The sequence below is a fragment of the Streptomyces sp. NPDC046303 genome, assembly GCF_055588085.1.
Genome location: NZ_JBVJFA010000003.1, coordinates 289,904 through 315,206, shown reverse-complemented (window position 1 = coordinate 315,206; position 25,303 = coordinate 289,904). Strand labels below are relative to the sequence as shown.

General features: G+C 71.9%; 22 protein-coding genes. 13 read left to right on the top strand and 9 right to left on the bottom strand.

The window, feature by feature from the left end; all coding sequences use genetic code 11:
- Window positions 1-329: 329 nt before the first annotated feature.
- The gene (locus ACZ6I1_RS04920) at window positions 330-797 is read right to left on the bottom strand and encodes an NUDIX hydrolase (RefSeq protein WP_469283138.1); all 468 of its coding nucleotides are present in this window, start codon (window positions 795-797) and stop codon (window positions 330-332) included.
- Window positions 798-815: 18 nt separating this feature from the next.
- On the opposite strand from ACZ6I1_RS04920, the gene ACZ6I1_RS04915 reads away from it, so the two are divergent.
- The 4 genes from ACZ6I1_RS04915 (at window position 816) to ACZ6I1_RS04900 (ending at window position 9,051) form a co-directional block, all read left to right on the top strand.
- Window positions 816-1,595, top strand: a complete 780-nt coding sequence (locus tag ACZ6I1_RS04915) for a GntR family transcriptional regulator (protein WP_469283136.1) — start codon at window positions 816-818, stop codon at window positions 1,593-1,595.
- A gap of 312 nt (window positions 1,596-1,907) precedes the next feature.
- A complete protein-coding gene (locus ACZ6I1_RS04910; RefSeq protein ID WP_469283133.1) occupies window positions 1,908-2,129 on the top strand; it encodes a hypothetical protein in 222 nt (73 codons plus the stop codon).
- 302 nt (window positions 2,130-2,431) lie between these two features.
- Window positions 2,432-8,608: a DNRLRE domain-containing protein gene (locus ACZ6I1_RS04905; protein WP_469283130.1), complete on the top strand. Its 6,177-nt coding sequence runs from the start codon at window positions 2,432-2,434 to the stop codon at window positions 8,606-8,608.
- Between the two features lie 110 nt (window positions 8,609-8,718).
- Window positions 8,719-9,051 (top strand): hypothetical protein, encoded by a 333-nt coding sequence (locus ACZ6I1_RS04900; protein ID WP_469283128.1) that lies wholly within the window; start codon window positions 8,719-8,721, stop codon window positions 9,049-9,051.
- 14 nt (window positions 9,052-9,065) lie between these two features.
- On the opposite strand, the gene ACZ6I1_RS04895 is transcribed toward ACZ6I1_RS04900, so the two are convergent.
- Together ACZ6I1_RS04895 and ACZ6I1_RS04890 are read right to left on the bottom strand one after the other, a co-directional pair.
- Window positions 9,066-9,497 carry a hypothetical protein gene (locus ACZ6I1_RS04895; RefSeq protein WP_469283126.1) on the bottom strand — a complete coding sequence of 144 codons (432 nt, stop codon included), beginning with the start codon at window positions 9,495-9,497 and terminating at the stop codon, window positions 9,066-9,068.
- Entirely contained in the window at window positions 9,497-9,904 is a 408-nt protein-coding gene (locus ACZ6I1_RS04890; RefSeq protein WP_469283121.1) for a DUF6325 family protein, read from the bottom strand. Before ACZ6I1_RS04890 ends, ACZ6I1_RS04895 begins: the two co-directional genes overlap by 1 nt.
- Window positions 9,905-9,999: 95 nt before the next feature.
- On the opposite strand from ACZ6I1_RS04890, the gene ACZ6I1_RS04885 reads away from it, so the two are divergent.
- The 3 genes from ACZ6I1_RS04885 to nadE all read left to right on the top strand — a co-directional run bounded on the left by ACZ6I1_RS04885 (window position 10,000) and on the right by nadE (window position 13,823).
- Window positions 10,000-11,367 carry an FtsW/RodA/SpoVE family cell cycle protein gene (locus tag ACZ6I1_RS04885; protein ID WP_469283119.1) on the top strand — a complete coding sequence of 456 codons (1,368 nt, stop codon included), beginning with the start codon at window positions 10,000-10,002 and terminating at the stop codon, window positions 11,365-11,367.
- Complete coding sequence (locus ACZ6I1_RS04880; RefSeq protein WP_469283117.1) at window positions 11,364-12,824, top strand: penicillin-binding transpeptidase domain-containing protein; 1,461 nt, start codon at window positions 11,364-11,366, stop codon at window positions 12,822-12,824. The genes ACZ6I1_RS04885 and ACZ6I1_RS04880 overlap by 4 nt, the downstream gene beginning before the upstream one ends.
- A 168-nt stretch (window positions 12,825-12,992) precedes the next feature.
- A complete protein-coding gene (gene nadE / locus ACZ6I1_RS04875; RefSeq protein WP_469283115.1) occupies window positions 12,993-13,823 on the top strand; it encodes an ammonia-dependent NAD(+) synthetase in 831 nt (276 codons plus the stop codon).
- 22 nt (window positions 13,824-13,845) lie between these two features.
- Here nadE and ACZ6I1_RS04870 read toward each other — a convergent pair whose 3' ends face one another.
- On the bottom strand, window positions 13,846-14,955 hold the full coding sequence (locus tag ACZ6I1_RS04870) for a ferritin-like domain-containing protein (RefSeq protein ID WP_469283113.1): 1,110 nt from the start codon (window positions 14,953-14,955) through the stop codon (window positions 13,846-13,848).
- A gap of 178 nt (window positions 14,956-15,133) precedes the next feature.
- On the opposite strand from ACZ6I1_RS04870, the gene ACZ6I1_RS04865 reads away from it, so the two are divergent.
- The 3 genes from ACZ6I1_RS04865 to ACZ6I1_RS04855 are packed head-to-tail and all read left to right on the top strand — an operon-like array spanning window position 15,134 to window position 17,113.
- Window positions 15,134-16,063: an AurF N-oxygenase family protein gene (locus ACZ6I1_RS04865; protein ID WP_469283111.1), complete on the top strand. Its 930-nt coding sequence runs from the start codon at window positions 15,134-15,136 to the stop codon at window positions 16,061-16,063.
- Between the two features lie 56 nt (window positions 16,064-16,119).
- A complete protein-coding gene (locus ACZ6I1_RS04860) occupies window positions 16,120-16,833 on the top strand; it encodes a TetR/AcrR family transcriptional regulator (RefSeq protein ID WP_469283108.1) in 714 nt (237 codons plus the stop codon).
- Window positions 16,834-16,843: 10 nt separating this feature from the next.
- Entirely contained in the window at window positions 16,844-17,113 is a 270-nt protein-coding gene (locus ACZ6I1_RS04855; RefSeq protein WP_469283106.1) for a hypothetical protein, read from the top strand.
- A gap of 270 nt (window positions 17,114-17,383) precedes the next feature.
- On the opposite strand, the gene ACZ6I1_RS04850 is transcribed toward ACZ6I1_RS04855, so the two are convergent.
- The 3 genes from ACZ6I1_RS04850 to ACZ6I1_RS04840 form a co-directional block, all read right to left on the bottom strand.
- The gene (locus ACZ6I1_RS04850) at window positions 17,384-18,640 is read right to left on the bottom strand and encodes a histidine kinase dimerization/phospho-acceptor domain-containing protein (protein ID WP_469283244.1); all 1,257 of its coding nucleotides are present in this window, start codon (window positions 18,638-18,640) and stop codon (window positions 17,384-17,386) included.
- Window positions 18,641-18,672: 32 nt separating this feature from the next.
- Window positions 18,673-19,530, bottom strand: a complete 858-nt coding sequence (locus ACZ6I1_RS04845) for a hypothetical protein (protein WP_469283104.1) — start codon at window positions 19,528-19,530, stop codon at window positions 18,673-18,675.
- Between the two features lie 238 nt (window positions 19,531-19,768).
- Window positions 19,769-20,425, bottom strand: a complete 657-nt coding sequence (locus tag ACZ6I1_RS04840; protein WP_469283102.1) for a hypothetical protein — start codon at window positions 20,423-20,425, stop codon at window positions 19,769-19,771.
- A gap of 195 nt (window positions 20,426-20,620) precedes the next feature.
- Between ACZ6I1_RS04840 and ACZ6I1_RS04835 the strand changes: the two genes are divergently transcribed.
- Window positions 20,621-21,442: a nuclease-related domain-containing protein gene (locus ACZ6I1_RS04835; protein WP_469283100.1), complete on the top strand. Its 822-nt coding sequence runs from the start codon at window positions 20,621-20,623 to the stop codon at window positions 21,440-21,442.
- Window positions 21,443-21,672: 230 nt separating this feature from the next.
- Here ACZ6I1_RS04835 and ku read toward each other — a convergent pair whose 3' ends face one another.
- Window positions 21,673-22,821 (bottom strand): non-homologous end joining protein Ku, encoded by a 1,149-nt coding sequence (ku, locus tag ACZ6I1_RS04830; RefSeq protein ID WP_469283098.1) that lies wholly within the window; start codon window positions 22,819-22,821, stop codon window positions 21,673-21,675.
- 31 nt (window positions 22,822-22,852) lie between these two features.
- On the opposite strand from ku, the gene ligD reads away from it, so the two are divergent.
- Window positions 22,853-23,758 carry a non-homologous end-joining DNA ligase gene (ligD, locus tag ACZ6I1_RS04825; RefSeq protein ID WP_469283095.1) on the top strand — a complete coding sequence of 302 codons (906 nt, stop codon included), beginning with the start codon at window positions 22,853-22,855 and terminating at the stop codon, window positions 23,756-23,758.
- Window positions 23,758-24,666: an ATP-dependent DNA ligase gene (locus ACZ6I1_RS04820; protein ID WP_469283243.1), complete on the top strand. Its 909-nt coding sequence runs from the start codon at window positions 23,758-23,760 to the stop codon at window positions 24,664-24,666. The genes ligD and ACZ6I1_RS04820 overlap by 1 nt, the downstream gene beginning before the upstream one ends.
- A 123-nt stretch (window positions 24,667-24,789) precedes the next feature.
- Here ACZ6I1_RS04820 and ACZ6I1_RS04815 read toward each other — a convergent pair whose 3' ends face one another.
- Complete coding sequence (locus tag ACZ6I1_RS04815) at window positions 24,790-25,185, bottom strand: DUF6479 family protein (RefSeq protein ID WP_469283093.1); 396 nt, start codon at window positions 25,183-25,185, stop codon at window positions 24,790-24,792.
- Window positions 25,186-25,303 lie beyond the last annotated feature (118 nt).

The window sequence follows — 25,303 nt, the reverse complement described above, 5'->3', positions numbered from 1 at the left end:
CGTCGCGTCGCTTCGCGATGTCGCTGCGCTCCACCCTTGACAGGCCGCCCCGCCCCGGAAAGCCAAGGACTGTCGGGAAGCCCCCAAAAGAACGGTCCACTGGTTCACGATGACCAATCGGGGACATCAGCGATGCAGGGCCTGGCCCTGGGCTGGCACACCCCCGCCCGGCCCGACCGGAGAGCGAAGCCGAGGCGCTGCCTACGCGTCAGATCGCTACGTGCTCCTTCCGTTTTGGCGTCCGGCGGCCGTCTGGGGCCGAGCCGGACTGAGACGGTGGGCAGATGCGCATCGGGATCCGACAGGCGCGATGGCGGTCTTGATGAGTCTCAGCGGGCTTTGAGGATGCGTCGTCCGTCATGGGTTCGCACGTGAGGGGTCTGCGCGTCGAGGGCGTCAAGTAGGCGGATCGCGTATGCCTCGGACATCCGCTCGGACACCTCGGCGGGCGTGAGCCACTGGATGGCCGTGGTCTCGGCGGTGATGCGTTCGGTACCGCCGGAGGGCTTGCATCGGAACACCAGGGCCACCACGCCCGCCACGACGTTCTTGTATACGCCGGTGAGCTGACCCACCTCGACGTGGAGGCCGGTCTCCTCCAGGACCTCGCGTCGCAGTCCTTCTTCCGGGGTCTCGGCCAGCTCCAGGACGCCGCCCGGAAGTTCCCACGCCCCGTTGTCCGCCCGGCGGATCGCCAGCAGCCGGCCGTCATCCCGCACGACCGCCCCGGCTACGGATACGGAGTGGCGCGGCGTTGACCTGTCCGACTGGGCACTGTTACTCATGTACATGAGCATAGGAGGAAGCGAAGGACTATGGGAGTAACTGTAGGAGGGGGCAAGGCCGTACCGCGGTACTTGCAGATTGCCGAGGACATCGTCCAGCAGATCCGCGCCGGCTCCCTGAAGCCGGGAGATCAAGTTCCGAGCGAGTCCGACATGACCGAGCGCTACGGCGTCTCGGGCGGGACCGTTCGCAAGGCCATGCTGGAGATCCGAGCGAGTGGCCTCGTGGACACGAGGCATGGCAAGGGTTCTTACGTGAAGGCCCGTCCCCCGGTGCGCCATCGGTCGTCGGACCGTTTTCGCCGGTCGCTGCGGCAGGACGGCAAGGCTGCCTATCTGGCTGAGTCGGAGCAGTCCGGCGCCGTCGCGAAGGTGAGCGTCATTTACATCGGGCCGATTGCGGCGCCGGATGAAATTGCCGAGAGGCTGGGTGTGGATGGGGGAGCCCAGGTGCTTGCTCGCCGACGCCTGTACTTCCGTAACGGCGTTCCCGTGGAGTCTGCGACGTCGTACCTGCCGTGGGACGTGGTCCGCGACATCCCGGAACTCTTCGCCGAAAATCCTGGGGGCGGTGGCATCTATGCCCGCTTGGAGGAGCACGGTCACGTCTTCGCCGAGTTCGTCGAGACGTTGCAGGCGCGGCCTGCCGCAAAAGCCGAGGCGTCGGAGCTCGCGCTGAGCCCGGGCGCGCCCGTGATCCATTTGGTGAGGAACGCCGTCACGGTCGAGGGGCGGGTGGTGGAGGTGTGTGACACCCTCATGGCCGCCGATCAGTTCGTACTCGAATATCGGATGCCCGCTACAGACTGACGATTCCTCAATCAACCTCAGCCCGCCACGAGTTCGGATTCGCGGCGGGTTGACTCATGCATAGGAGTCAGGCACTCTTCTTCATGTCACTCCTATGCATGAGTGATGGAGTTCGACCCTTGTAGAGGAGTGAGCACATGCGTGTGGTTCCTGTCTGCATGGACGTCCCTGACCGCCGCTGCGTACTCGGCGGCGACGCTGAGGGGCATCTCGTCGTGAGGGTGTCTCTGGCGGTTGGGCCCAGTCCGGACCTGCTCGATCGGGCGCTGGCAGGTTGGGAGCGCTTCCTCGACAGCTTTGGCGGAGCATCCGGTGAGTGAGCGATACGCATACGTGCCGCACCGACTTCTGCGTCGACGAGTGCGCGATATCGCGTCCGGCGTCGAGGGTGAGCTGATGGCTGTGATCAACGAGAACGTCTCGGACTCTGCCGCGTACGAGCATTGGGTGGAGCTTGCGTATGTCCGAGTGGCGTCCGGCCGCGAGTTCACCACGGCTGTCGGCAATGTTGAGTCTGCCGAACGACGGTGGTGACGCCGGGCGCAGGTCGGCAGAGCAGCTGCCCCGCGAGTCGGAGTCGCGGTTTGTCGTGTCGCCTGCCCCCACGCCGGTGGTGGCGAGGGTGTGGAGGGGTAACTCGCGCTGCCAGCAAGGCGGTAGGGCGGGGTGAGATTTTGGCCCTTGCCGGGGGGATTTTGAGCTGCGAGTATCGGCTCCGTTTTACCTTCCCTTGAGAAAGTACTTCGTTGAACAGACCTCACATATCCCCGGCGGAAACGGGTCGTTCCCGCTCCGCGGGGGGTCGTTCCTCCCGGCGCATCAGGACGGTCGCCGGTATGGCGGCGCTGGTGCTGGCCGCGAACACCGTGCTCGTCGCGCAGGCGGCCGTCGCCGCCCCGCCCGCTCCGAAGCCGGCCGCCAAGCCGGCGCTCGGACCGGCCGAAGCCCAGGACGCCGCCACCGCACACCTGCTGGCGCGGCTGCAGAAGCGCCCCATCGAGATCCTGGACGAGCGCACCGACTCGACCACCTCCTTCGCGGAGCCGAACGGCAGCACCTCGGTGCAGACGTACACCGGCCCCATCCGCGTCAAGGACGCGCAGGGCCGCTGGCAGCCCATCGACACCAGCCTCGTGGACGCCGGTGACGTCGTGCGCCCGAAGTCGGCGGCGGCCGACGTGGCGCTCTCGGACGGCGGTTCGGGCGAAGCCCTCGTCAAGGTCGGCCGGGACGGCCAGTCCCTGGGCATCGGCTGGCAGGACAAGCTGCCCGCACCGCAGCTCAAGGGCTCGACGGCGACGTACAAGAACGCCGTCGCGGGCGGCGGCGACCTCGTCGTCACCGCCCTGAAGGAAGGTTTCTCCCACTCCGTCGTCCTCCATGAGGCGCCCAAGACGGCTGTGGAATACCGGATTCCGGTCGAGGCGACCGGTCTGAAGCTCTCCGAGACCGCCGACAAGCGACTGCGCTGGAACGACGCGGCCGACAAGGCCAAGGCGACCGCGCCCGCTCCGGTCATGTGGGACTCCTCCTACGACCGCGCCTCCGGCGACGCCGAGCACATAGCCCCGGTCGAGGTGGAGGTCGAAGAGGCCAAGGGCGGCAAGGGCCAGGTCCTGGTCCTCAAGCCGAGCCTCGAGTTCCTGCGCGACCCCAAGCTCACCTACCCGGTGACGATCGACCCGACCGACTCCCTGATGGGCCCGGTCACCGACACCTGGATCCAGTACGACGACTACCTGACCTCCCAGCGCGGCTCCACCGAGCTGAAGGCCGGTACGTACAACGGCGCCGAGAAGGCCCGCTCGTTCCTCCAGTTCAACGTCGACAAGTACAAGGGCAAGCAGATCCTCGACACGGACCTGCGCCTGTACTCGTACTACTCCTCGACCTGTTCGACGGCCAACTCCGGCAACCAGGTGAGCCGCATCACCGCCGCCTGGGACCCGTCCGCGATCACCTGGGCCAACCAGCCCGCGACGACGACCGCCGGCGCCGTGACCTCGACCGCCGCCAAGGGCTACAACTCCACATGCCCGGCCGGCCACGTCTCCTGGGACGTCGACGCGATCGTCCAGGCCTGGGCCGACGGCCAGCCGAACCACGGCGTCCGCATCGCGGCCGTGAACGAGGGCGACGCCCTCACATGGCGCCGCTACCACTCGGCGAACCAGACCGACGGCGCGCACAACGCCGCCTACGAGCCCTCGCTGACGGTCAACTACAACACCAAGCCCGGTGCGGCCGTCCCCGTCTCGCCGCTGTCCGGCACCGCGACCGGCGACACCACGCCGACGCTGACCGGCAAGGCCACCGACGCCGACGGCAACACCGTCCAGCTCAGCTACGAGATCTGGACCTCGACGGGCACCGCCGCCCTGCAGACCGGCAAGTCGGCGTTCACCGCCTCCGGCGTGGCCGCGCCGTGGACCCCCGCGACGGCCCTCGCGCCGGGCAGCTACAAGTGGCGCGCGGCCGTCTACGACGGCACCACCTGGAACGGCACCTGGTCCGCCTGGCAGACCTTCACCGTCGACACCACCAAGCCCGCCACCACCGCGGTCTCCTCGGCGGCCTTCCCGGCCGGCCAGTGGTCCGGTACGGCCGACGCCAACGGCGACTTCTCCGGCTCCTTCACCTTCACCCCGCCCACCAGCGACGTGAAGGACATCCAGTACCGACTGGACTCCGGCGCCTGGGTGACCGTCGCGACGACCGGTGCGGCCGTCGCCCGGACCCTCACCTTCAAGGCGGGTCCGCACACCGTCACCGCCCACACCCGTGACGCGGCCGGCAACGCCTCGGCCGACGTCACGTACGTCTTCTCGGCCGGCAAGGGCGCGGCGCTGACCGCTCCCTCCGAGGGCGACCGGCCCGCGCGCCGCGTCCCCCTGCTCGCCGAGGGCAGGACCACCTACACGGGCGTGCGGTACCAGTACCGCCACGGCGAGGCGGACACCTGGAAGGACGTGCCGGCGCCCAACGTCCGGCGCAGCTCCGACGGCACCGCCATCACCGCCTGGCCCGTCGCCGTCACCGGCGGCAAGCCCGCGTCGCTGTACTGGAACGTCACCGACACGCTGACCAACGACGGCCCCGTCGACGTCCGCGCGGTCTTCACCGACGGCACGCTCTCGGACGCCTCCCCGGAGGCGACGGTCACCGTCGACCGCAACGCCGGCGAGGCGCCGACCACCTCGGTCGGCCCCGGATCCCTCAACCTGCTCACCGGTGACTACCGCCTGAGCGCCAAGGACGTCTCCGCGTTCGAGGTGTCCGTGGCACGCACCGCCTCCTCCCGGGCGAACCCGTCCGACTCCGAGGGCCAGGCCCGGATCTACGGTCCCGGCTGGGTCTCCTCGGTCGTCGCCCAGACCTCGGGCAGCGGCTACACCCAGCTGCGCAAGACCTCCGCGACCTCCGTGGAGATCCTCGACGCGGATGGTTCCTCCACCGCGTTCACCGCCACCTCCGGCGGCGGCTGGGCCGCCGAGGCCGGAGCCGGCACGCTCACCCTGACCGGATCCCTCACCTCGGGCTCCTTCACCCTGCGCGACACCGGCGACGCGAGCGTCAACGTCTTCACCAAGGCGGCCGCCGGATCCACCACCTGGACCCTGGCCACCTCCGCGGCGGCCGTGGACGACTCCACGGTCACGCAGGTCTCGGAGACCGTGGTCATGGGCACCGAGACCGTCGCCCGTCCGAAGTACCTGATCTCGCCCACCGAGGGCGTCACGGCGGCCACCTGCCAGGCCACCCCGTCCACCAAGGGCTGCCGGGTCGTGGAGTTCGTCTACGCGACGGCCACCACCGCCACCGGCTGGTCGACCGCGGCCGACTTCGGCGACTTCGCCGGACAGGTCAAGGAGATCAAGCTCTGGGCCACCGACCCCGGCGCGGCCACCGCACGCGACGAGGTCCTGTCGGTCTACCGGTACGACAAGGACGGGCGCCTGCGCCAGCAGTGGAACCCCCACTACTCGCAAGCCACGCAGGTCCAGTACTCCTACGACGCGGGCAACCGGGTCTTCTGGATGAAGCCCGGCGAAGAGCTGCCGTGGAACTTCCACTACGGCAAGGCCGGCTCCTCCCTCACCGCCGGTGAGGGCATGCTCCTGAAGGTGACCCGCCCGACCCTCGCGCAGGGCTCGGCGACCACCGTCTCGGGCGAGGCCGTCAGCACCGTCGTCTACGACGTGCCGGTCAGCGGCACCAAGGCTCCGTTCGCCATGGACGCCGCCACCGTCGCCACCTGGGCGCAGAACGAGGTCCCCGCCGACGCGACCGCGGTCTTCCCGGCCGATTCCGTCCCGGCCTCCTCGACGGGCGGCGACCTCACGGCCACCGCCTACGCCCGGGCGAGCCTGACCTACATCGACGCCAACGGGCGGGAAACCAACACCTCCACCCCCGGCGGCGGTCTGACCACCACCGAGTACGACGCCTACGCCAACCCGGTCTCCTCGCTGAGCGCCGCCAACCGCGCACTCGCCCTGGGCACCGCCCCGGACGCCGCGGCCACTCTCTCCGCGCTCGGTCTGACGGCGCTGTCCACGGCCGAGCGCGCCGAGCGCCTGTCCGAGACCAGCGTCTACTCCGCGGACGGCCAGCGCCTCCTCGACAGCTACGGCCCGGTCCACCAGGCCGTGCTCATCGGTGACGTGGCCGCCTCCGGTGCCAATCCGGCACTGCCCGCGGGCTCCCAGGTCCCGGTGCGCCTGCACACCGCGAACAAGTACGACGAGGGCCGCCCCGCCGGCGCCGAGGTGTCCGGCCAGGTCACCTCCAGCGTGACCGGTGCGTCGATCGACGGGTACGCCCAGGACGCGGACACCCGCACCACGGTCACGACGTACAACTGGGCCACCGGCGAGGAGGTCACCACCAAGGACGACCAGGGCAAGCAGCTGGCCAACACCCGCGCGACCTACCGGGCGGACGGCCGGCTGGCCACCACCAGCGTCGCCGCCTCCAACGGCAGTGACGCGGGCACGCTCACGTACACGTACTACACGGCGACGGGCAGCGGCGAGTGCGCCGCCCGCCCGGAGTGGGCCGGTCTGCTCTGCAAGACGGCTCCCGCCGCGACGGTCACCGGCGGCGGCTCCAACCCCGCCGAGCTGGCCACCACCACCTACCAGTACAACCGCTGGGGCGGCGTCGCCGTCACGGCCAAGACCGCCAACGGCGCCACCGTCACCAGCACCATCACCTACGACGACGCCGGACGCCGCGCCAAGGCCTCCGCGAGCGGCGGACCGGGCACCGCGATGTCGGACACCGTCTTCGCCTACGACGCGGAGACCGGCAAGACCAAGTCCCAGACGTCCAACGGGCAGACCGTGAGCTACGCCCACGACGCCCTCGGCCGTCTGATCTCGTACACGGACGGGTCCGGCAACACGACCCGCACCGAGTACGACGCCATGGACCGGCCGGTGAAGACCTCGGACTCCACCTCCGCCTCCACCACCTACGGCTACACCGCCACAGGTGACCTGGGCACCATGACCGACTCGGTCGCGGGCACCTTCACCGCCGGCTACGACGTCGAGGGCCGGCTCGTCTCGCAGAACCTGCCCGGCGGCTACCAGCTCAAGCTGGGTGCCGACACCACGGGCCGGGTCGTCTCCCGCCAGTACACCGACTCCGCCGGCGTGATCGCGCTGGCCGACGTCGCCGAGTACCACATCACCGGGCGGCAGGCGGGTCACACCCAGACCGACGGAGCCACGGTCTCCAGCGGACTGCGCTACGACTCGACCGGGCGCCTGACCCAGGTCACCGACTCGGGCACGGCCGGCTGCGTCGTGCGCGGCTACGCGTTCGACGCGAACGGCAACCGCACCTCCAAGTCCTCGACGGCCGACGACTGCGACCCGGGGACCGCGGACGCGGTCACCGCGACGCAGGCCTACACCTACGACAGCGCGGACCGGCTGACGGGCCGCACGTACGACGCCTTCGGCCGCACCACGGCCAACGGCGGCGTGCAGCTGGAGTACTTCGCCGGTGACAAGCTGCGCTCCGAGACGGTGGGCACGCAGCGCCGGATCTGGGACCTGGACGCCGCCGGCCGCGCCGCCGTCGCCACCTCCCAGACCCAGGGCACCGACGGTGTCTGGACGACGACGGCCACGTCCACGCAGCACTACGGCGACGAGTCGACCAGCCCCGACTGGCTCTCGGAAGCCGACGGCAGCATCACCCGCTTCGTCAACGACATCACCGGCGCGCTGGGTGCCACCACGGGCCAGGCGGGCGGTGTCGTCCTGCAGTTCGCGAACCTGCGCGGTGACGTCGCGGTGCGGCTGGACCTGGGCAACCCGGCGGCCTCGGTCGTCCAGCGCTACGACGAGTACGGCGTGCCGCTCGACGACACCGGCGCGGCCCGCTACGGCTGGAAGGGCTCCGCGCAGGTCTCCAGCGAGACCCTCAGCGGCCTGGCGCTCACCGGCGCCCGCGTCTACGAGCCGTCCACGGGCCGCTTCCTGCAGTCCGACCCGAAGTACGCGGGCGGCTCCAACGCCTACGGCTACTGCAGCGGCGACCCCGTCGGCTGCAGTGACGTCAGCGGGCAGGCGAGCTACTACCGGTACTACGACCTCGGCAAGACCGGCGCGTCCGACAAGTCGGTGTTCAAGTACTGGAAGAACCACTTCAAGGCGATCTTCCCGATCCCCGGCCGCCCGAACAAGATCACGCACGAGGGCCAGGACTTCACGCTCTGGCCGGTGGTCCACGGCATCTCGATGTACTTCCCGATGAACGTGAACAGCATCGGCAAGAGCTACCTGCAGCTGGGCGCCCGCTTCGGGCACCCGGACTGGCCGGGCGGCTGGATCGGCTTCGACCTGTACAAGTCGAAGGGCCGGATGAAGCTCGAGGTCCGCGGCAAGCTGGGCGGAGCGGCGGCGATCTGCGGCCGGACCTGCAGCGAGAACCGCGCCAAGGGCTACTGGGACAAGCTGGGCAAGAACCTCAGGAGCGTGGTGCGCAACAAGTTCTGATTGAACGCGTTCAATCCCGTGGTGGCATAATGGAGCCCGGGCCGGCCTTCCGTCAGGAAGGGGGCCCGGGCTCTCCGTCATTTCCACACCTCCCAGGGGACGTGCCGCACATGAGGCCAAGGCGATCCGCCCGGCTGCTGCCTTTCGTGGCCGCGCTGTACGTCGCACTGGTCGCGGCGGGTGTGACGGCGGCCGCCCTCGCGGACGCGCCGCCGGACGCCACGGTCCCGCTGTACTTCGCGACCCTGCCCGGCTCGCTCCTCGTCACCGTCTTCGTGCTCTTTCCCGCGGCCGCGCCGGCCGGGGCGGGGGACCCGGGGGAGGCGAACCCCTTCGGCCTCCTGGTCCCGCTCGTCGGCGGCGCCGTGGTGAACGTCCTGCTGGTGTGGGCGGTCCTCGTCCTGGTCCGCAAGGCGGCCGCCTCCCGGCGGACCGGCCGCTGAGCCGCCCTGCGCCGTCAGCCCCGCAGCAGAAGGGCCTTGGCCGCGGTGAACTCCTCCGGCGTGAGCAGGCCTTCGCGGGCCAGGTCCGCCAGTTGGGTGAGCTCCGCCACCAGGCCCGTCGGGGGAGCGGCGGGGGCCGGCGGGGGCTCCCCGGGGCCGTCGGGGTCCGGAGGCCACGGTCCCGGCTCCCCCTCCGGCTCCGGCTCCGGTTCGAGGTCCGGTTCGGGCTCCGGTTCCGGTTCGGGTTCCGGATGCCACTCCACCCGGCCCGGGTGCCCCGCGTCCTGCGCCGCCCGCACCGCCCGGCCCAGCAGCCCCCGGGGAGTCGGTTCCGCCGTGCCCTGCGCCGCCGCGCCCGCCGCCCGCGCCAGCAGCCCCCGCAGCAGCGGACGGCCCGCCGGGCGGTCCACCGCGCGAACCGTGACCCCCACCGGCCGGATGAACATCAGGCCACCCCCGTCCGGGTGTCCGCCGGGACCCGCTCCGCCGGGATGCGGACCGAGCCCACGATCCGCCCGCCCGCCGCCCGTACCGCGATCGCCGCGTCCTCCGCCCACACGTGCTCGACCAGCAGCAACAGCGCGCAGCTCCCGCGCTCCAGCAGCTGCGCCGCCTCCTGTACGTCCTCCGGCCCGATCAGCCGCGCCACGTCCCGGCCCGTCAGCAGGCCCTGCAGCTCCACGAACTCGTCGAACTCCGCCGCGAGGACCTCGCCCGCCGCCGTCCGCGTCGCGACGAGCCCGTCGATCAGCCGGACCACCCCGGTCTTCCGCAGCCCCATCACCGCCTCGACGGCCGGCACCCGCAGCTGCTCCTCCGGGAAGGCGAGGACGATGAACTCCACAGGTCCCATAGGGCTCGGCTCCTGGTTCCGACCGTTTATGACGACTCTTCGGCACACTATGACATAAGCGGACATAGCATCCCTTCCCTTGCTACGTTTCCCCCATGACCGCTCTGACGGCACAGGTGGCGGAGCCCGCCCCGCCCCCGCCTCCCGACGCCGGCGCCCCCAAGCGGCGCGGTGTCGAGCTGACGCTCCTCGCCGGCGCCGTCCTGATCTCCGTACTCGGCCACCTCCACGTCGGCCTCGCCACCACCGGCCGCATCCCGGGCCCCGCCGCCCACTACGCCGCCGGCCTCGCCGTCGCCGCCCTGCTCGCGCACCTCGCCGTCCGGTTCCGGGCCCCGTACGCCGACCCCCTCGTGCTCCCGATCGCCGTCCTGCTCAACGGACTCGGCCTCGTCCTCATCCAGCGCCTGGACGCCACCACCCCCGGCCACCTCGCCGCGGGGGACCAGCTGCGCTGGTCCGCCCTCGGGGTGGCGCTCTTCGTCCTCGCCGTCGTGGCCCTGCGCGATCACCGGGTCCTCCAGCGGTACGCGTACCTCTCCGTCACCGCCGCCCTCGCGCTGATGCTCGTCCCCGTCTTCTTCCCGGCGGTCAACGGCGCCCACATCTGGATCCGGTTCGCCGGACTCTCCTTCCAGCCGGGCGAGTTCGCCAAGATCCTGCTCGCCGTGTTCTTCGCCGCCTACCTCGCCGCGAACCGCACCGCCCTCGCCCTCACCGGCCGCCGGCTCTTCTGGAAGCTGCGCCTCCTGCCCGGGCGGGTCCTCGGCCCGATCCTCACGATCTGGGCGCTGAGCGTCGGTGTCCTGGTCCTGGAGCGGGACCTCGGCACCTCGCTGCTGTTCTTCGGACTGTTCGTGATCATGCTGTTCACGGCCACCGGACGGATCGGCTGGATCGCGATCGGCCTCGTCCTGGCCGGGCTGGGCGCCTACGCCGTCGGGACCTTCGAACCGCACGTCAACAGCCGCGTGGACGACTGGCTGAATCCTTTCGCCTCCATCGAGCGCGGCGAAGGGCCCGGCCAGCTCGCCCAGTCCCTCTTCGCCTTCGGCGCCGGCGGCCTGCTCGGCGCCGGGCTCGGCCACGGCCACTCCTTCCTCATCGGCTTCGCCGCCAAGTCCGACTTCATCCTCGCCACCGCCGGCGAGGAGCTCGGCCTCGTCGGCCTCGCCGCGATCCTGCTCCTCTACGGGCTCCTGGTCGCCCGCGGCTTCCGCGCCGGGCTCGCCCTGCGCGACCCCTTCGGCCGCCTGCTCGCCACCGGCCTCGCCTCGATCGTCGCGCTCCAGGTGTTCGTCATCGCGGGCGGCGTCACCGGGCTGATCCCGCTGACGGGCATGGCCATGCCCTTCCTGGCCCAGGGCGGCTCCTCCGTCGTCACCAACTGGATCATCGTCGCCCTGCTGGTCCGGCTCAGCGACAGCGCCCGCAGGCCCGCACCACAGGAGCCCCCCGGGTGATCCGCTACATCCGCTGGTGCGCGTACTTCTGCGCCCTGCTGCTCGTCGCCCTGCTCGTCAACATCGCCCGCGTGCAGGTCTGGGAGTCCGCCGCCTACGGCGCGAACCCGGCCAACAAGCGCCCCGCCATCGAGCGCTACGCGCAGCCGCGCGGGGACATCCTCGTCGACGGGCGCCCCGTCACCGGCTCCCGCGACAGCGGCCAACTGCTGCGCTACGAGCGGACCTACACGCACGGCCCGCTGTACGCGCCCGTCACCGGCTTCTCCTCCCAGACCTACGGGACCAGCTTCGTGGAGCGCGCCGAGGACGGGCTCCTCGCGGGCACGGACCCGGGCCTCTCGGCCTTCCCCCTCTGGTACGACCTGACGCGCGGCCGCCCGGCCGGCGGGAACGCGGCCACCACCATCCGGGCCGGCATGCAGCAGGCCGCGTACCAGGGGCTCGCGGGCAAACGGGGCGCGGTGGCGGCCGTGGAGCCGGCCACCGGGAAGATCCTCGCGCTGGTCAGCAGCCCCTCCTACGACCCCGCCGCGCTCTCCGGTACGGGAGCCCGGGTCAAGGCGGAGTGGGCGCGGCTGAACGCGGACCCCGCCCGGCCGATGCTCAACCGGGCGCTGCGCGAGACCTACCCGCCCGGTTCCACCTTCAAGATCGTGACGGCGGCGGCGGCCCTCGACGCGGGCGTGGTCACCGATGTGGACGCGCCCACCGAGACCCCCGACCCCTACCCGCTGCCCGGCACCCGCACCCTCCTGCCGAACGCGGCCACGGGCTGCCAGGACGCCTCGATGGCGGAGGCGGTGCAGTGGTCCTGCAACACGGTCATGGCGAAGATCGGCGTGCGGGTCGGGCTGCGCGGCATGGTGGAGGCGGCGGAGCGGTTCGGCTTCAACCGCGACGGCCTGCGGGTCCCCTCGTGGGTGTCGCGGTCGAACTTCGACACCGACATGAGCCAGGACCAGCTGGCCCTGTCCGCGATCGGACAGTTCAACACCCGCGCCACGCCCCTGCAGATGGCGATGGTGGCGGCCGCGGTCGCCAACGGCGGCGAGCTGAAGTCCCCCTACCTGGTCGACGGGACCACGCAGGACGACGGATCCCCGGTGCGCCGCGGCCACCAGCGCAGCCTGGGCCGCGCCATGAACCCGGCCACCGCCCTGCGGATGCAGGAGCTGATGGTGAAGGTGGTGGAGGACGGGACGGGCAAGAACGCGGCGGTCCCGGGTGCGGTCGTCGGCGGCAAGACCGGCACCGCCCAGCACGGCGTCGGCAACGCGGGGACCCCGTACGCGTGGTTCATCTCCTGGGCCAGGGCCGAGGGCGCGCCGCTGCCCGCGGTCGCGGTCGCCGTGGTGGTCGAGGACGCGGCGGCGAACCGCGGCGACATCAGCGGGAACCTGGCCGCCGCCCCGATCGCGCGGGCGGTGATGGAGGCGGCGCTCGCGGCGCGGTGAGATACGGCCCGGCGCGTTCCCCGGCTGGCTTCGCGGCGGGCTTCGCGGCGCGTTCCCCGGCTGCTTCCCCGGCTGGTTTCCCCGCCCGGCTTCGCGGCCCCCGGTCCGGCTCCGCACGCGTCGACTAGGGTTTCGGGGCACCCCCACGCACGAACCCGAGGAGAAGCCGTGAGCGAGCCCGCGTCCACCGAACTGCAGCGAGAGATCGCCCGGGAACTCCTGGTGAGCGAGACCTTCGACGCGGAGCGCGAGATCGAGCGCCGGGTGGCCTTCCTCACCGAGCGGCTCACCTCGACCGGCCTGCGCTCCCTGGTGCTCGGCATCAGCGGCGGCGTCGACTCCACCACCGCCGGGCGGCTGTGCCAGCTCGCCGTCGAGCGGGCCCGCGCGGCCGGGCACGAGGCCGTCTTCTACGCCATGCGCCTGCCCTACGGGGTCCAGGCCGACGAGAAGGACGCCCAGCTCGCCCTGTCCTTCATCCGCGCCGACCAGGTCCTGACCGTCGACGTGAAGCCGGCCAGCGACGCCGCCCTCGAGGCGGCGCTCGCCGCCGGAGTGGCCTTCCGCGACGCGCACCACCAGGACTTCGTCCAGGGCAACATCAAGGCCCGCCAGCGCATGATCGCGCAGTACGCGGTCGCCGGCGCGCACGACGGCCTCGTCGTCGGCACCGACCACGCCGCCGAGGCGGTCTCCGGCTTCTTCACCAAGTTCGGCGACGGCGCCGCCGACCTCGTCCCGCTGACCGGCCTGACCAAGCGCCGGGTGCGCGCCGTCGCGGACGCCCTGGGCGCCCCCGCAGAGCTGGTGTGGAAGACCCCGACGGCCGACCTGGAGACCCTCGACCCGGGCAAGGCCGACGAGGACGCGCTCGGCGTCACGTACGACGACATCGACGACTTCCTGGAGGGCAAGCCGGTGGACGGGCGTGCCTTCGAGATCATCACCCGCCGCTACCGGCTCACCGAGCACAAGCGCCAATTGCCGATCGCGCCGTAGCGGCCCGCGGCACGACAGGGCTCTAGGGGGCGCCGGCTCCGTCGGAGATCGCCGCCCGCACCTCCGCCACCCGCTCGGACTCCTCGGCCGCGAACCGCTCGCGGTCGAGGGCCTCGGCGATCTCCTCGTCCTGGCTCATCAGCAGGTCCAGGTTCGAGTCGCCCATCTCGAAGACGCCCATCTCCAGGTACGCCTTCTGCAGCCGCTCGCCCCACAGCCCGATGTCCTTCACGCACGGCACGATCCGGCTGAACAGCAGCCTGCGGAACAGGGCCAGGAACTCCGACTGCTCGCTGAACTGCTCGGCCTCCTTCTTCGGAATGCCGAAGTTCTCCAGCACCTCCACCCCGCGCAGCCGGTCCCGCATCAGGTAGCAGCCCTCGATCACGAACTCCTCGCGCTCGCGCAGCTCGGCGTCCGTCAACTGCTTGTAGTAGTCGCGCAGCGCCATCCGCCCGAACGCCACGTGCCGGGCCTCGTCCTGCATCACGTACGCGAGGATCTGTTTCGGCAGCGGCTTGTCGGTCGTGTCGCGGATCATGCCGAAGGCGGCCAGCGCCAGCCCTTCGATGAGCACCTGCATGCCCAGGTACGGCATGTCCCAGCGGGAGTCGCGCAGGGTGTCGCCCAGCAGCTCCTGAAGGCTGTTGTTGATCGGGTACAGCATCCCGGCCTTCTCGTGCAGGAACCGCCCGAAGATCTCGGCGTGCCGGGCCTCGTCCATGGTCTGGGTGGCGGAGTAGAACTTCGCGTCCAGGTCCGGCACCGACTCCACGATGCGTGCCGCGCACACCATCGCGCCCTGTTCGCCGTGCAGGAACTGGCTGAACTGCCAGGAGGCGTAGTGCCGGCGCAGCTCGCCCTTGTCGCGCTCGGTGAGCTTGGCCCAGTGCCGCGTCCCGTACAGGGTCAGCACCTCGTCCGGGGTGCCGAGCGGATCGTACGGATCCACCTCGATGTCCCAGTCGATGCGCTTGGCGCCGTCCCACTGCTTGTCCTTGCCCTTCTGGTAGAGGGCGAGGAGGCGTTCGCGGCCCTCGTCGTACTCCCAGTTGAAACGGGCCGAGCCGGCGGAGGGGATCTGCCAGACGCCCTCGCCCGGGTCTTTGGTGTAGAGCTCGTGCGTCGACACTGACGCCCCCTTGTCACCTACTGCCGTACAGGACTGGTCAGTTGGCAGCGTCACACGTTGGTAGACGCGGGGTCAACAAGTCGTGCGCGAGGGATTGACGACCTTGCTGACAAGCAGTCTCATAACCAGTGACCTGATCCGTGACCGCCGGTAACTCGACGACGAGGTGTCCGAAGCCATGACGACCGTGACCGATCGAGCCGCGCTGAGGGACGCCCTCGGCCTCCTCAAGGACCGCGAGCAGATCGCCGAACGACTGCTCGAATCCTCCGCCAAGCACTCCTTCGACCCCGACAAGGAACTCGACTGGGACGCCCCGGTGATCGAGGGCAAGTACTACTGGCCGCCGGAGCTGCTCTCCCTCTACGACACCCCGATCTGGAAGAAGATGGGGGAGGAGCAGCGCATCGACCTCTCCCGCCACGAGGCGGCCGCGCTCGGCTCGCTCGGCATCTGGTTCGAGATCATCCTCATGCAGCTCCTGGTCCGGCACATCTACGACAAGTCCCTGACCAGCAACCACGTGCGCTACGCGCTCACCGAGATCGCCGACGAGTGCCGCCACTCGATGATGTTCGCCCGCATGATCCAGAAGGCCGGCGCCCCCGCCTACCCGGTCTCCCGCGTCAACCACAACCTTGCCCGCGTCCTCAAAACGATCTCCACCACCCCCGGCTCCTTCGCCTGCACCCTCCTCGGCGAGGAGATCCTCGACTGGATGCAGCGCCTGACCTTCCCCGACGAGCGCGTCCAGCCGCTGGTCCGCGGGGTCACCCGGATCCACGTCATCGAGGAGGCCCGGCACGTCCGGTACGCCCGCGAGGAACTGCGCCGCCAGATGGTGACGGCCCCGCGCTGGGAGCAGGAGCTCACCCGCATCAGCTGCGGCGAGGCCGCCCGCGTCTTCTCCCTGGCCTTCGTGAACCCGGCCGTCTACGAGAACATCGGCCTCGACCGCCGCGAAGCCGTCGCCCAGGTCAAGGCGAGCGGCCACCGCCGCGAGGTCATGCAGACCGGCGCGAAGCGGCTCACCGACTTCCTCGACGACATCGGCGTCCTGCGCGGGGCCGGCCGCAGGCTGTGGAAGAGCTCGGGCCTCCTCGCGTAGTCCCAGGAACAAGATCCGGCAGAGGCGGCCCCGGGGTGTCGTCTAGTCTGCGGGGCATGACCGTACGCGCCTACCGCAGGCTCAGCGTCGAGGAGCGGCGAGCCCAACTCCTCGACGCCGCCCTGTCGCTGTTCGCGCACCGGGCGCCGGAGGAGGTCTCGCTCGACGACGTCGCCGAGGCCGCCGGGGTCTCGCGCCCGCTCGTCTACCGCTACTTCCCGGGCGGCAAGCAGCAGCTCTACGAGGCCGCCCTGCGCTCGGCCGCCGACCTCCTCGAACTGTGCTTCGCCGAACCGCAGCAGGGCCCGCTGACCCAGCGCCTCGGCCGGGCCCTCGACCGCTACCTGGCCTTCGTCGACGAGCACGACACCGGCTTCGCGGCCCTCCTGCAGGGCGGCAGCGTCGTGGAGACCTCCCGTACCACGGCAACGGTCGACGGCATCCGCCGTGCCGCCGCCGAACAGATCCTCTTCCACCTCGGGGTCCCGGCCCCCGGACCCCGCCTGCGCATGATGGTCCGTACGTGGATCACGGCGGTCGAGGCCGCCTCCCTCATCTGGATCGACGAGGGCAAGCAGCCCGAGGTCGCCTCGCTGCGCGACTGGCTGGTGGACCAGTTCATCGCGCTGCTCACGGCCACCGCCGCCACGGACCCGGAAACGGCGGCCGCCGCGCGCGCCGCCCTCGCCCTGGAATCGGCGGACGGCCCGGTCGGCGTGCTGGCCCGCCGCGTGATCCCGGTGGTCTCCGAGGCCGCCCACCTCCTGTGACACTGGTGGGGTGAGAAGCGAACCGACCCCCTTCGAGGGCGGCCCGATGGACGGCCGGGTCCTCCCGATCCTCCTCGGCCCGACCGGCCACCCCCCGAAGTGGTACGAGATCCCCGTCCCGTCGCCGGACGGGGGCCCGCCGACGGTGCTCCTCTACGAACGCGTCCCGGCGGGCTACTCCAAACGCCTCGGCCTCCAGAAGGGCTGGAAGTACCAACACCGCCCCTCAGGCACCAAACCCACACCCCGCTGGCCCTGGACAAAGCCGCCACGCGCCTGACTTACCAGCGGTCCCGAACCGGGGGCTCCGCCAGGCCCCGGCGGGGCCCGGAACGGGCCTGCCGGGGGCGGGGCCGGGGTGGGGTGTCGTCCGGGACGTAAAACGTGATGTGTTGGCGCACGCCCAAGCCGCACCAACGCAGCCCCGGCCGGGGCGCCATAAATCATGAGTCCCGGACGACACCCCACCCCGGCCCCGCCCCCGGCCCCCCGAAGCCCTGGTACACGGAGACCCGGCCCCCGGCCAGGGCCCGGCCGCCACGAAGCCCCGCTACACGGAGGGCCCGGCCCCCGGAAGGGAAAGCACCGCCAACGCCCCGCCCCCCTCCGCCGCCCGGAACTCCAGCCGCGCCCCGATCGCCTCCGCCTGCCCGACCGCGATCGTCAGGCCCAGCCCATGTCCCTTGCCCCCGCCCCCGCCCCCGCTGCGGAACCGCTGCGGTCCGTGCGCCAGCAGGTAGTCGGGGAAGCCGTCGCCGTGGTCCCGTACCGTCACCACCGGCCCGTCCACCGTCAGTACCACCGGCGCCCGCCCGTGCCTGTGGGCGTTGGCCACCAGATTGCCCAGTACCCGCTCCAGCCGCCGCCGGTCCGTCTCCACGTGCGCGTCGCGGACGACGACGACCTCCGTCTGCGTCCCGGACGCCCGTACCACCCGCCCCGCCAGCCGCCCCAGCTGGTGCAGGTCCGTCTCCACCACCTCGCTGCCCGAGTCCAGCCGCGAGATCTCCAGCAGGTCCTCCGTCAGCTGCCGCATCGTCCGTACCCGCTCCCGCACCAGCTCCGTCGGCCGCCCCTCCGGCAACAGCTCCGACGCGGCCTGCAACCCGGTCAGCGGCGTGCGCAGCTCATGGGCCACGTCCGCCGTGAACCGCCGCTCGCTCTCCAGCTTCGCCTGAAGGCTCCCCGCCATCGTGTCCAGCGCCCCGGCCACCGTCGCCACCTCGTCCTGGTGCCGCGAGGGGTCCTTCGTCCGCGGGTCGCCCACCCGCGCGTCGAGGTCCCCCTGCGTGATCCGGCGCGCCACCATCGCCGTCTGGTGCAGCCGTCGCGTCACCCGGGTCACCGCGAAGGCGCCGACCAGCAGCGTTCCGCCGATCGCGAGCACCGATGAGCCCATGATCGCGTTGTCCAGACCGCTGATCGTGCGCGCGCTCTGCTCGTAGTCGATGGCCGTGGCCAGCGCCCGCCCGTCCGCCGGAGCCGCCGCCCACATCGTCGGGCGGCCCCGGTAGTCGCCCACCACCGTCCCGCGCTTCCCGCTGAGGGCCAGCGCCCGGAGCGACGGCGGCAGTCCCACGGGATCCAGCGCCGAATCGGGCGGCAGGGCCTCCCCGGCCTCGTACGCGCGCGAGGCGTCGTGCAGCCTGCCGAGCGCCTTCTCGCGCGCCGTGGCCACGGTCTGCCGGGTCACCTCCACATGGACCAGCGCACCGAGGGCGGCCGCCAGCGCGCAGCACATCACCACGATGAAACACGCGGACTTCCAGGTCAGCGTGGCGGTCCAGGCGGGCAGCCGGGATCTCAGCCGGGATCTCAGGCGGGGTCTCAGGCGGGATCTCACGGCGTGCCCGGTCTGTCGGGCGAGGCCGACGCCTTCGACCGCGGGCCGGTGCCGGGGCCCGTACCGGCGCCCGGTCCGCTGCGGGGACCCGTACCCGGGCCCGCGCCGTGGCCGCCGTGGCCGCTGCCGGGACTCGCCGGCCCCTGCGGACCGCCCGGCACCCGTACGATCTGCTCGCGCGTCGGCAGCATCGTCCTCTGCTTCTCGTCCCAGGACCAGGCGGTGATCAGCTCGTAGCCGTTGTTCCCGCTGGGCGCCCGCAGGATCAGGTCCCGCCCGGCCAGGTCCACGTTGATGACGGTCTGGGTCGTCGCCATGATGCGGTTGAGGCGTCCGGCCTCGTCGGTGGTGTACACCCGTACCGACATCATCTTGTCGGGGTACTCGATGCCGATGATCAGTTCGTCCTTGGCGTTGCCGGTGAGGTCCCGGTAGTACGGCGTCAGCACCGGGCACTTCTCCGGCTCCACCCCCTCCTTGCCGCAGTCCCTGATCGCGGCGGCGGTCTCGGCGGGCATCCCGTCCGGGCCCGCGCCGGCCTTCGGATGCGCCCGCAGTTCCGCCTGGACGAGGGCCACCGGGTCCACCTCGCGCACGTCCTGGTCCTGGACGGGCGGGATTCCCTTGACGTACTCGGGCGGGGCGCCCCCGGGATCGGCCGGAGGTACGACGGCACCCTGGCGGTCGGGCCACAGGTGCACGGGCCCGCTCGCGGTCGGCGTCGAACCCGCGGAGACCAGACCGCCGGCGTCGTTGCAGCCTGCCACCAGGGGCAGCAGCACGGCGAGCAGACCGGTCAGTGCGAGCGCCTGCGGGACGGAGGCGGCGGCCGAGCGGAAGGGAAACGTTTTCACAGACCCCAGAGTCCTCCATGTCCGCAGCGGTATGACCTTCGGGTCCTCGGAACTGGTCAACCTTATGCGGAGGTTTGCCCGTTTCGCTTACCGCTTTCGGCCGGACCGCTCTTGGACCGGCCCCGATCCGACCTCGATCCGGCCTCGATCCGGCCCGGTCGGTTCCCGCCCGGTCCTCGGTCGTCCGGCGCCGGTCGGTTCCCGGTCAGCTCCCGGTCAGCTCCCGGTCAGCTCTCGGTCAGCTCTCGGTCCGACCGCGCCGCAGCATCGCGAAACCGAGTCCGGCGGCGCCGACCGCCGCGATGCCGCCGCCCGCGGCGAGCAGGAACACGCCCTCGCCCGGCCCGTCGGCCAGCGTGTTCAGGCGCAGCGACTCGGCCGGGCCGGTGGCGGCGGTCCGGCTCTCGCCGGCCGCCGCTGCGCCCGCCGCTCCGGCCGCCTCCTTGGGCGCCGACGCGGGGACGACCTGCCCGGTGCGGGTGCCGGTCTTGTACCCGTCGCCCGCGACGGCACGGGCCCGACCCTCCGCGGGAACGTCGCCGCCCACCCACGACGTCAGCCGCCCGTCGGACTCCAGCGCCGCGTGCAGGTCCCCGGCGCCGCCGAAACCGGTGATGCCCTCACGACTCGTCAGGGTGGTGGCCTTGTGGCCCCCGGCGGTCAGGATGTCGGCCCGGTACGCGCCCCCGGCGACGCGGTACACCTTCGCGGTGGAGGTGCCGTCCGCCAGGGTGAGGCTCTTGACCAGCGTCGCCTGCGGTCCCGCGGAGTGCGCGGACGAGGCCGCGGGCACCCCCTCGGCGAGGGCGGCGGCGGTGGGCAGTGCCAGCAGACTTCCGGCGCATGCGGTCACGGCGGCGGCGCGAACGAGAGTGCGGCGGCTGACGGTGCTCACGGGAAACCCTTCGGTGCTGGTCGGCCCAACTCGGCCCTGGTCGGTCCTAGTGGGACAAACCTAGGCGCCGGCCATTGCGGCAGAGCCCCGTTCTTGTAACAGCGGCGTCGCAGGGTCACGTCAGAGTCGTTACACGGCGGGGGGATTGCCGTGCGGCGCCCCGGCTGCTCCCATGGACGGCGGGGGTGAGGGCCCATGAAGGGACTCAGAGTATTGCCGGGCGGCCGGGCCGGCCGGGGCCGGTTGTACGTCAATCTGCCCGACGGGCGCGCGGTGGCCTGGTACGACCGGCGGGCGAACCGGATCAGCATCCTCGACGACGCCCACCGCGAGGCGGTCCTCACCGTGCTGCGGCCCTACCTGGCGGGAACGGTCTCGATCGGACCGCCGCCCGTCCCCTCGGCGGCCGTGCTGGCCGGCCTCGCCCTCCCGCCGGACGCGGACCTGGCCCCGAACCGCCCCGGCGAAACCCTGCTGGGCGAACTCGAACACGGCCCGGCGGGCAGCCGGGCACGCCACCGGCTGCGCCAGGACTTGCTGGCCCAGCAGCGCATGGGGGACGCCTTCGACGCCCTGGAGGCGGACGGCTGGCGGATCCTGCACTGCGTCCCGGTCCCGGGACTGGGCCGCATCGACCACCTCCTGATCGGCCCGGCCGGCATCTTCTGCGTCCGCACGGTCCCGGGCCGCCGCCAGCGCGCGGTGGCCGGCGACCTCCTGCTCACGGTCGGCCGCACGGAACCCCGCCCCGACCCCCGCTGGACCCGCAGCGCGGCGGCCCGCGCCACCCGAGCCCTGGCGGCCCAGGTCACCCCGGCCCTGGCCGTGGTCGACGCCTCCCGCGTCGAGGTGGCCCCGACCCTCCGCGACGTCCGCATCCTCCAGCCCCCGACGGCCACCGCGGACCTCACCTCCGCCCCGACGGCCCTCAAACCCCCGGACATCGAAACCCTCTTCACCCTGGCCCGCGACACAAGAACCTGGCTACCCCCCACCGCCAAACCCGCGGTCGCGTAAGGCGCGGCGTCCGGACCTGGCGAAAGGCCCGCCCCCACCCGCCGGGACGTCTGAGACAGGGCGTCCGGGGCGGAGCCCAGGTTCCGGGGAAGGGCGGGGAGCCGGGCAGAGACCGGCGGGGCGGTCCGGGCAGTCCGGGCAGGCAGGGCAAGCTGGGCAGTCCGGGCAAGCGGTACAGGCGGGAGCAGTCAGTGGCGGGGCGCCGCAGTCCGTCGCGGCCGGCGCTCCGCTCAGGCCGAGGTCCGCTTCCGGGCCGGCGTCGCCTTCTTCGCGGAGCCGGCCGTCTTCTTGGCGGCTGCCGAGGTCGATTTCGCCGATTTCGACGTCGACTTGGCCGTCGTCTTGGCGGTCGCCTTGGAGGTGGTCCTGGCCGTCGATTTGGCCGTCGACTTGGCGGTACCCGCGGTCTTCTTCGCCGCACCCGAGGCCGTCTTCTTCGCCGACGCCGCCGTCGACTTCTTCCCGCCCACCGCCTTCGGCGCAGACGCAGACGCAGCCGCGGTCGACTTCCGCCGCCCCCGGATCGGCGTCACGTCGGCCTCCTCGGCCCCGGCCCCGGCCTCCGCCCCGGCCGTACCCTCACCCGCGGAAGCCGCCTCACCCCGCGAAGCCTTGGCCGCCTTCACGCTCTTCTCCAGCGCCGCCATCAGGTCGATCACCTGGCCCCCGGCCGGCTCCACGACGGCCTCGCTCGGTTCGAACGCCCCGCCCGCCTTGGCCGCGATCATCTCTTCCACGGCCTCCTTGTAGTCGTCGTGGAGCGAGGACAGCTCCACCTCACCCAGCGTCGCCATCAGCGCGTCCGCCAGGTCGAGTTCGGCGTCCCGTACCTTCACGTCCGCCTCCGGAGCCACCCCCTCCGGCACCCGGATCTCGTCCGGCCACAACAGCCCGTGCATCGCGATCACGTCGTCCACGACCCGGAGCATGCCCAGCCGTTCCCGGCCCCGCAGCGCGTACTTGGCGATCGCGACCTTCCGGCTCCGCTTCAGCGCCTCCCGCAACAGGGTGTAGGGCTTCGCCGCCGTCGCCCCGTTCGCCGCGAGGTAGTACGCCGCGTCCATTTGCAGCGGATCGATCTCATCCGCCGGTACGAACGACATGATCTCGATCGTCCTGGCGGTCGGGATGGGCAGCTGCGCCAGATCCTCGTCCGTGATCGGGATGATCGACCCGTCCGCCTCCTCGTACCCCTTGCCGATCTCGGAGCCCGGCACCTCCTCGCCGTCCAGCTCGCACACCTTGCGGTAGCGGATCCGCCCGCCGTCATCGAGGTGGATCTGGCGGAAGGAGATCGAGTGGCTCTCGGTGGCGTTCACGAGCTTGATCGGAATGCTGACCAAGCCGAAGGAGATCGCCCCGTTCCAAATGGATCGCACGGTTCCTCCTGATTCGTGGCAATCTCATCGTATGACGCCGATCACAGTGGTGGAGGGCCGTCGCATCGCGCTCAGCAATCTCGACAAGGTGCTCTATCCCGAGACCGGCTTCACCAAGGGCGAGGTGCTGCACTACTACGCCACCATCGCGGGCTCCCTCCTCGCCCACATCCACGACCGCCCGGTGTCCTTCCTGCGCTACCCCGACGGCCCGGAGGGCCAGCTCTTCTTCACCAAGAATCCGCCGCCCGGTACGCCCGACTGGGTGAAAACCACCCCCGTGCCCCGCTCCGAGGACCTCACCGCCGAACAGGTGGTCGTCGCCGACATGGCCACCCTCATGTGGTCCGCCAACCTCGTCGTCGAGTTCCACACCCACCAGTGGACCGCCGGCAGCCCCGCCGTCGCGAACCGGATGGTCCTCGACCTCGACCCCGGCGCGCCCGCCTCCGTCGTCGAGTGCTGCGCCGTCGCCCTCTGGCTGCGCGACCGGCTCGCCGCCGACGGCCTGCGCGCGTACGCCAAGACCTCCGGCTCCAAGGGCATGCACCTGGCCGTGCCCCTCGAGCCGACCCCCTCCGCGCAGGTGTCGGCGTACGCGAAGCTCCTCGCCCAGGAGGCCGAGCGCGAACTCCCCGGCCTGGTCGTCCACCGCATGGCCAAGGCGCTGCGCCCCGGCAAGGTGTTCGTCGACCACAGCCAGAACGCCGCCGCCAAGACCACCGCCGCGCCCTACACCCTGCGCGCGCGGGCCCGTCCGACCGTCTCCGCGCCGGTGTCCTGGGAGGAGGTCGAAGCCTGCCGGCGCCCTTCCGACCTGGTCTTCCTCGCCGACGACATCCCGCCGCGGCTGGAACGCGACGGCGACCTCTTCGGCCCCCTGATCGACCTCGACCAGGCCGGCCGGCTGCCAGGGACGCGAGGAACCCGGCCGTGATCCGCGTCGCGCTGGCCACCGCCGTACGGACCCTCCCGCGCGGCGCGGGCCTGGCGTACGAGCCGAAGTTCGACGGGCACCGCCTCGTCATCGTGCGCTCGGACACCGACGTCGTGCTCCAGGCGCGCTCCGGCCGGATCGTGACCAGCGCCTTCCCCGATCTCGAGACGGCCGCACGGCAGTTGCCCGCCGGCACCGTCCTCGACGGGGAGGTGGTGGTCTGGCACCAGGGCCGGACGGAGTTCGCGCTGGTGCAGCGCCGGGCGGCGGCCACGGCCGCGCGGGCCGCCGTACTGGCGCAGACGCTGCCGGCCTCGTACGCCGCCTTCGACGTGCTGGAACTGGCCGGTCAGGACGTGCGCGGGCAGGCGTACGAGCGCCGCCGGGCCCTCCTGGTGGACCTCCTGCTGCCGCTCGGGCCGCCTCTGCAGCCGGTGCCGATGACCACCGATCCGGAACTGGCGGCCACCTGGTACGAGGCCCTGCCCGCCAGCGGCATCGAGGGCCTGGTCGTCAAACGGCTGGACCAGACCTACCCGGCGGGGCGGCGCGGCTGGCAGAAGCTGCGGCACACGGACGTGCGCGACGCGGCGGTGATCGGCTACACCGGCACCCCGCGCCGCCCGCTCGCCCTGGTGCTCGTCCTGCCGGTCGGGGACGAGACGCCGTTGGTGTCGAGCCCGCTCACCGCGGCCCTGCGCGCGGAGGTGGCGGAGGCACTGGCGGGGCGGGCGGAGCCGGCGGGGCCTGCGGCCCCGGCAACGGCCCCGGCGACCGCCACCGCGATCGCGATCGGGCTCGGCGAGGTGTCCTTCCGGCCGCTCGACCCGCCCCTGACGGCGGAGGTCCGGCACACCTCTGCCCGGCACCCGCCGCCGGAGGTGCTGAGGCTGCGGACCGACCTCTGACGGTCTGACGGGGCGGGACGGGGGACGGCGTGTGACGGTGCGGGACAGCCCTGTGGCCCGCGCGGGAGGCGCGGGCCACAGGGAGGGAATGCGCGGGATGCCGGCGTGTCGCGCGGCGGGATGTCAGCTGTGCGCGCCGCGCCCCGCGTCCGGTGGAGCCCCGGGCTGTGGATGCGGGCCAGGCCCCTCCACGTGCTGGTGCCCGGACTCGCGCTGCTTCCTCACCTCGTCCGGATGGCTGGAGGTCGTGGAACCGAAGTTTCCGTAGCCCTGCATCTCGTGCGGCCGCAGGCCGCCCTCGGGGATCTCCACATGGTCCCGCTCCTCGCGGACCTCGTGAACGGCTCCGCCGTTCGGCAGGTGCGGCTGGCTCTCGGGGTCGGGCGGCGGCGGCTCCTTGGCCCGGACCCGCTGACCCAGCTTGAAGCCGGCGAGCAGGAAGCCCGCGACGATAATCCCGACGACGAGGAACCAGGCGATGTCGGTCAAGGTCGAGTCCACGCTGAGGATCGTGTCCATGGGATCCATTTTCCCGCACTTCGAAGCGATATGCGCTGTTCTGCCCCGGATACCTTGCGCCATCCGGGGTACGCGCCAGAAGCAGCCGGATCGAGCCGCTCAGCGAGCCGCTCACCGA

Bases quoted from the DNA above. Each gene is read 5' to 3' on its own strand.
- ACZ6I1_RS04920 (WP_469283138.1), bottom strand. From the start codon at position 797: ATGCTCATGTACATGAGTAACAGTGCCCAGTCGGACAGGTCAACGCCG.
- ACZ6I1_RS04915 (WP_469283136.1), top strand. From the start codon at position 816: ATGGGAGTAACTGTAGGAGGGGGCAAGGCCGTACCGCGGTACTTGCAG.
- ACZ6I1_RS04905 (WP_469283130.1), top strand. From the start codon at position 2,432: ATGGCGGCGCTGGTGCTGGCCGCGAACACCGTGCTCGTCGCGCAGGCG.
- ACZ6I1_RS04900 (WP_469283128.1), top strand. From the start codon at position 8,719: ATGAGGCCAAGGCGATCCGCCCGGCTGCTGCCTTTCGTGGCCGCGCTG.
- ACZ6I1_RS04895 (WP_469283126.1), bottom strand. From the start codon at position 9,497: ATGTTCATCCGGCCGGTGGGGGTCACGGTTCGCGCGGTGGACCGCCCG.
- ACZ6I1_RS04890 (WP_469283121.1), bottom strand. From the start codon at position 9,904: ATGGGACCTGTGGAGTTCATCGTCCTCGCCTTCCCGGAGGAGCAGCTG.
- ACZ6I1_RS04885 (WP_469283119.1), top strand. From the start codon at position 10,000: ATGACCGCTCTGACGGCACAGGTGGCGGAGCCCGCCCCGCCCCCGCCT.
- ACZ6I1_RS04865 (WP_469283111.1), top strand. From the start codon at position 15,134: ATGACGACCGTGACCGATCGAGCCGCGCTGAGGGACGCCCTCGGCCTC.
- ACZ6I1_RS04860 (WP_469283108.1), top strand. From the start codon at position 16,120: ATGACCGTACGCGCCTACCGCAGGCTCAGCGTCGAGGAGCGGCGAGCC.
- ACZ6I1_RS04835 (WP_469283100.1), top strand. From the start codon at position 20,621: ATGAAGGGACTCAGAGTATTGCCGGGCGGCCGGGCCGGCCGGGGCCGG.
- ligD (WP_469283095.1), top strand. From the start codon at position 22,853: ATGACGCCGATCACAGTGGTGGAGGGCCGTCGCATCGCGCTCAGCAAT.
- ACZ6I1_RS04815 (WP_469283093.1), bottom strand. From the start codon at position 25,185: ATGGACACGATCCTCAGCGTGGACTCGACCTTGACCGACATCGCCTGG.